The 4,939-nt window shown below is 68.3% G+C and carries 6 protein-coding genes; 2 read left to right on the top strand and 4 right to left on the bottom strand.

The window, feature by feature from the left end:
- Positions 1–202: 202 nt before the first annotated feature.
- The 3 genes from ACFWF3_RS24230 to ACFWF3_RS24220 are packed head-to-tail and all read right to left on the bottom strand — an operon-like array spanning position 203 to position 2,264.
- Positions 203–1,486 (bottom strand): ArsB/NhaD family transporter, encoded by a 1,284-nt coding sequence (locus ACFWF3_RS24230; protein WP_379315398.1) that lies wholly within the window; start codon positions 1,484–1,486, stop codon positions 203–205.
- Positions 1,487–1,500: 14 nt separating this feature from the next.
- On the bottom strand, positions 1,501–1,959 hold the full coding sequence (locus tag ACFWF3_RS24225) for a CBS domain-containing protein (RefSeq protein ID WP_378988294.1): 459 nt from the start codon (positions 1,957–1,959) through the stop codon (positions 1,501–1,503).
- Between the two features lie 29 nt (positions 1,960–1,988).
- Positions 1,989–2,264: a hypothetical protein gene (locus ACFWF3_RS24220; RefSeq protein ID WP_378988297.1), complete on the bottom strand. Its 276-nt coding sequence runs from the start codon at positions 2,262–2,264 to the stop codon at positions 1,989–1,991.
- A gap of 176 nt (positions 2,265–2,440) precedes the next feature.
- Between ACFWF3_RS24220 and ACFWF3_RS24215 the strand changes: the two genes are divergently transcribed.
- Positions 2,441–3,457 (top strand): histidine kinase, encoded by a 1,017-nt coding sequence (locus ACFWF3_RS24215; protein ID WP_379315396.1) that lies wholly within the window; start codon positions 2,441–2,443, stop codon positions 3,455–3,457.
- Complete coding sequence (locus ACFWF3_RS24210; RefSeq protein WP_364405344.1) at positions 3,454–4,107, top strand: response regulator transcription factor; 654 nt, start codon at positions 3,454–3,456, stop codon at positions 4,105–4,107. The genes ACFWF3_RS24215 and ACFWF3_RS24210 overlap by 4 nt, the downstream gene beginning before the upstream one ends.
- A 54-nt stretch (positions 4,108–4,161) precedes the next feature.
- Here the strand turns inward: ACFWF3_RS24210 and ACFWF3_RS24205 are convergent.
- Positions 4,162–4,939 (bottom strand): cation:proton antiporter (locus tag ACFWF3_RS24205; protein WP_379315394.1); only part of this gene is annotated, 778 nt, incomplete at its 5' end.

The raw sequence follows: 4,939 nt of genomic DNA, 5'->3' as shown, positions 1-4,939 counted from the left end.
ACTCTCGGGGCCCGGGTTTTTTTTTTAACACACCCACACCCCGGCGGTGGGCCCCGGCGCCGCCGCGTGCGCCACCCTGGGGTTTGTCTTGGCCCCCCACCTCAACCCGCGCCCCCACATCCACACCCCCACCGCCCGCACCGCCGCCCGGCTGATCCACCGGATCGTCACCCGCCACGTCGGGTGAGCACCGTCGCGGGACTCAGAAGTACCGGATCCACACATAGATCCAGGCGATGACACTGCTGAGCAGCGTGACCAACATGCCGTACTTGGTGAACTGCCAGAAGGTGATCCGCTGTCCCGCGCGGGCGGCGATCCCGAGGGCGACCACATTGGCGCTGGCCGCCACCGCCGTGCCGTTCCCGCCGAAGTCGGCGCCCAAGGCGAACGCCCACCACAGCGCCTGCCCGGTAGCTGGATCCGGCGCGCCCGCGACGATGTCCTCCACCACCGGCGCCATGGTCGCGGTATAGGGAATGTTGTCGACGAACGCGCCGAGAATCGCCGAACCGAACACCAGCGCGGTCGCGGCCAAAAAGTAGTTGTCCCCGACCCAGCCGATCGCGGCGTCACCGATCGTGGCGATCACCCCGGTGTGCACCAGACCCGCGACCATCACGAACAGACCCATGAAGAACACCAGCGTCGGCCATTCCACCTCGTGTAGGACATCGCCGATATCGAGGCCGGAGACCAGCACCATGATGCCCGCACCGACCAGCGCGATCACCGACGGCGCGACGTGCAGCACGCGGTGCAGGCAGAAGCCGACGACCACACCGGTGAGCACGATCATCGAGCGCACCAGCAGTTTCGGATCGCGGATCGCGCGCCGTTCCTGCAGCGCCATCACCGCGTCGACCGAGGTGGGATCGGTGCGCAGCGCCGAGCGGAACAGCACCCGGGTGAGCGCGACGAACAGCACGAAGGTGATCACCACGATCGGGGCCATGTGCACGAGGAAGTCGTTGAACGTCAGCCCGGCCCGGCTGGCGATGATGATGTTGGGCGGGTCACCGATCAGCGTCGCCGCGCCGCCGATATTGGACGCGAGCACCTCGGCGATCAGGAACGGTTGCGCGGCGATGCCGAGACGTCGGCACACCACCAGCGTCACCGGGGCGACCAGCATGATGATGGTGACGTTGTCGAGAAACGGCGACGCGACCGCGGTGATCAACATCAGCATCACCATCAGGCGATACGGGTTACCGCGCGAACGTTTGGCCGACCAGATCGCCAGGTAGTCGAACAGGCCGGTCTGCTTGATGACGCCGACGATGATCATCATCCCGAGCAGCAGGAAGATGACGTTCCAGTCGATGCCCTCGTGGGCGGAATAGAAGACCTCGTCGCCGGGGATCAGGCCGAGCAGAGCCATCGCGCCCGCGGCGATCAGGACGGTTTTGACCTTGTCGGCTTTCTCCGTGGCGATGAAGAAGAAGGCGATCACGAAGATGACGACGGCAAGCGCTGCAGCCATGCGCGGCGTGGCGTTCAGTCGCCGGGGCCGACGACAGCGAGGCTGGTCAGCAACCGTTCCAGGGTGATCGCGCCGCGCAGGGTGCGCGAACGGTCGACCACGGCGATGAGCGGACTGTGCTTGCGCGCCATCAGGATCGCGATTTCGAGCAGGGTCGCGTCGGGGGGGACGGTGGCCGGCTTGCTCGCGCCGTCGGGCAGACAGTCGCCGACGGTGAGGCTGCCGGGTTCCTGCCAGAACAGGTCGGCGTGCACCTCGTCGATCGTGCGGACCAGCGTCGGGTCGTCGTGATAGGAGGCCGGAATCGCCAGGCGTAGTACCTGGGTTCCCGGCAGGACCGCCACCGGCCGGTCGAGTTCGTCGACGACGATCAGACCGGGCAACCGGTTGACGACCATCAGCCGCACCGCACGGGCGACGGGGTCGCTGGTGCGAACGGTCGGCAGGTTCATCGCGATATCGCGTGCGCGCATGGCATGGCTCCGGGGGGATTCGACGGTGCTCACGGCTGGGCCTGCCGTCCGGTCAGGTGGTCCAGGCGTTGTTCCAGGCGGGCGAGCCGGTCGCCGAACGGCCGCGAACGCATCAGCTCGGCGACCTGGTCGGCCTCGTCGGGTTCCAGCTCGATGTCGACCGTCGGTTCGTCGCTGCCCCCCGCGTAGGCGAGCAGGCGTCGCGCACCCGACGAGTGCGTCAGCAGGGCGAAGCGAATGCCGTGGCGGGTGTGGAAGCTGTGCAGCACACCGGCTCCCGGGATCGTGGTCCGGTCGATATCCATGGCCGGCGGTCCTTCCTCGGATCGTCGAAAGCGTCTGATCGAAGTCTGGTTCGCGCAGGTGGCGGGCACTATCGGCCGTGACACCCATTTCCTGGGCAGGTCGGTGCCGGTCAACGGGTGCGGGATGGGTGCTGGGCACCATGGACAGAACGCGGGGGCGCCAGCATGCTGGTGTCATGAACCGTCTCGCAGCGCTGCGAGCAGGACGCTCGCGGCGAATCCGAACGCCGGTGACGGCGTTGTTCTGGCGGATCTGCTTGCTCAACGGCGTGATCTTCACCCTCGGCACGCTGATCTTGGCCTTCTCACCGGCCACGGTGTCGGCCCGGCTGCGCCTGACCGAGGTGCCGGTGCTGGTGATCGGGCTCGCGGTGATCCTGACGGCGAACGCCGTGGCGCTGCGCACGTCGCTGGCTCCGCTCGACGAGCTGGTCGCCTCCATGCGCCGCGTCGATCCGCCCCGGCGCGCGGTCCGCCTCGAGCGCGGCGCGAGCGGGGACTTCCATCAGCTGATCGAGACCTTCAACGCGATGCTCGACCGCTTGGAAGCCGAACGTTCGGTCGCCGGTGGGACCGCGCTGGCCGCCCAGGAGGGTGAGCGGCGGCGCATCGCCCGCGAACTGCACGACGAGATCGGCCAGAGCCTGACCGTGGCGCTGTTGCGGCTCAAACGGGTCGTCGACCGGGCGCCCGCCGACCTGCGCGAGGACGTCGAGCAGGCGCAGGAAACAGTGCGCGGATGTCTGGACGAGGTGCGCGGGATCGCCGCGCGGCTGCGGCCCGACGTGCTCGAGGAACTCGGCCTGCACAGCGCGATCACCGCGCTGTGTCACGAATTCAGCCGCACGGCAGGCATTTCCGTGCGCCGCGAGGTCGACCCGGCGATCAGCCGCCTCGACCCCGACATCGAACTCGTCTGCTACCGGGTCGCTCAGGAGAGCTTGACGAACGTGTTGCGCCACGCCGACGCCGACGCGGTGAGCTTGCTGATCGCACCGCGAGCCGGCACCGTGCTGCTGCGGGTGACCGACAACGGTCGCGGCGGCGCGGTCGAGGACGGGGCGGGCATCCGCGGGATGCGCGAGCGCGCGATGCTGATCGACGCCACGCTGACCATCACATCCCCGGCATCGGGCGGTACCGCGGTCGAACTGATCGTCCCGGTCGCCGCACGCGAAGGAGTGCCCGCATGAGCGCGCCGACCCGGATTCTGCTGGCCGACGACCACGCCCTGGTGCGCAGCGGGTTGCGCATGATCCTGGACAACGAACCGGACCTGCTCGTGGTCGCCGAGGCCGCCAACGGGCTGGACGCGGTCACCGCCCTCGCCGACGACGGCATCGACCTGGTGATCCTCGATATCGCCATGCCGCGGATGACCGGCATCCAGGCCGCCCGCGAGATCACCAGGAACAACCACCCGGTGCGCATCCTGATGCTGTCGATGTACGACAACGAGCAGTATTTCTTCGAGTCGCTGAAGGCGGGCGCTTCCGGCTACGTGCTGAAGTCGGTGGCCGATCGCGACCTCATCGAGGCGTGCAGGGCCACGATGCGCGGTGAGTCGTTCCTCTACCCGGGCGCGGTCACCGCACTCGTGCGCGACTACCTGCAACTCGCCCGGCAGGGCTCCGCGCTGCCGGAAACGATCCTCACCCCGCGCGAAGAGGAGGTGCTCAAGCTGATCGCCGAGGGGTACTCGGCGCGCGAGATCGCCGCCGAGCTGGTGATCAGCGCGAAGACCGTCGACCGGCATCGTGCCAACATCCTGCAGAAACTCGGCCTGCGCGACCGGCTCGACCTGACCAGATACGCCATCCGCGCCGGATTGATCGAGCCGTGAGAACACCGAGGGCCCCCGCAGCGAACGATCGCGCGGGGGCCCGGACACGGGTGGTTATTCTGCGTGCGGGTCGACCGTCACACGCTGCTTGCGACCGACCACCAGTCGCATCACCGGTTCCACGATGCGGGCGCCGATCGGGCCGATGATGGCCATCAGCAACACGTACGTGGTGGCGAGTGCGGCGAACTCGGCGGGCACCGCTCCGGCGGCCACCGCCAGGCCGGCGATGACGATCGAGAACTCACCGCGCGCGACCAACGCGGTACCCGCGCGAGCGCGGCCCAGTTGCGAGGCCCCCGCCCGTTTGGCCGCCCACCACCCCGTGGCGATCTTGGTGACGGTGGTGACCACCGCCAACAGCACCGCCCAGCCCAGCACCGGCGGAATACTCGCCGGATCGGTACTCAAACCGAACAGCACGAAGAACATCGCCGCGAACAGATCACGCAACGGTTCGAGGATCTTGGTGGCGTCGTGCGCGGTCGAATCCGAGATCGCGATACCGAGCAGGAACGCACCGACCGCCGCCGACACCTGCACCGCCGAGGCGATACCCGCCACCAGCAGCGCCGAACCGAGCAGCTTGAGCAGGAAGATCTCCCGATCCTCACTCGCCACGATCGCCGAGACGTACCTGCCGTATCGCAGCGCGACGATGAGCACCAGGGTCACCGCGACCAGCGCGATACCGACCGTGGTCATCCCCGCCACGAATCCGACACCGGCCAGCACGGCGGTGAGCACCGGCAGGTACACCGCCATCGCCAGGTCCTCGAACACCAGGATCGACAGCACCGTCGGCGTCTCCCGGTTACCCAGGCGGCCGAGG

It is taken from the genome of Nocardia sp. NPDC060220 (assembly GCF_042727815.1).
Lineage (GTDB): Bacteria > Actinomycetota > Actinomycetes > Mycobacteriales > Mycobacteriaceae > Nocardia.
The sequence above is the reverse complement of the archived record's forward strand: the minus strand, read 5'-3'. Positions and strand labels throughout refer to the sequence as shown.

Bases quoted from the DNA above. Each gene is read 5' to 3' on its own strand.
- ACFWF3_RS24230 (WP_379315398.1), bottom strand. From the start codon at position 1,486: ATGGCTGCAGCGCTTGCCGTCGTCATCTTCGTGATCGCCTTCTTCTTC.
- ACFWF3_RS24225 (WP_378988294.1), bottom strand. From the start codon at position 1,959: ATGCGCGCACGCGATATCGCGATGAACCTGCCGACCGTTCGCACCAGC.
- ACFWF3_RS24220 (WP_378988297.1), bottom strand. From the start codon at position 2,264: ATGGATATCGACCGGACCACGATCCCGGGAGCCGGTGTGCTGCACAGC.
- ACFWF3_RS24215 (WP_379315396.1), top strand. From the start codon at position 2,441: ATGAACCGTCTCGCAGCGCTGCGAGCAGGACGCTCGCGGCGAATCCGA.
- ACFWF3_RS24210 (WP_364405344.1), top strand. From the start codon at position 3,454: ATGAGCGCGCCGACCCGGATTCTGCTGGCCGACGACCACGCCCTGGTG.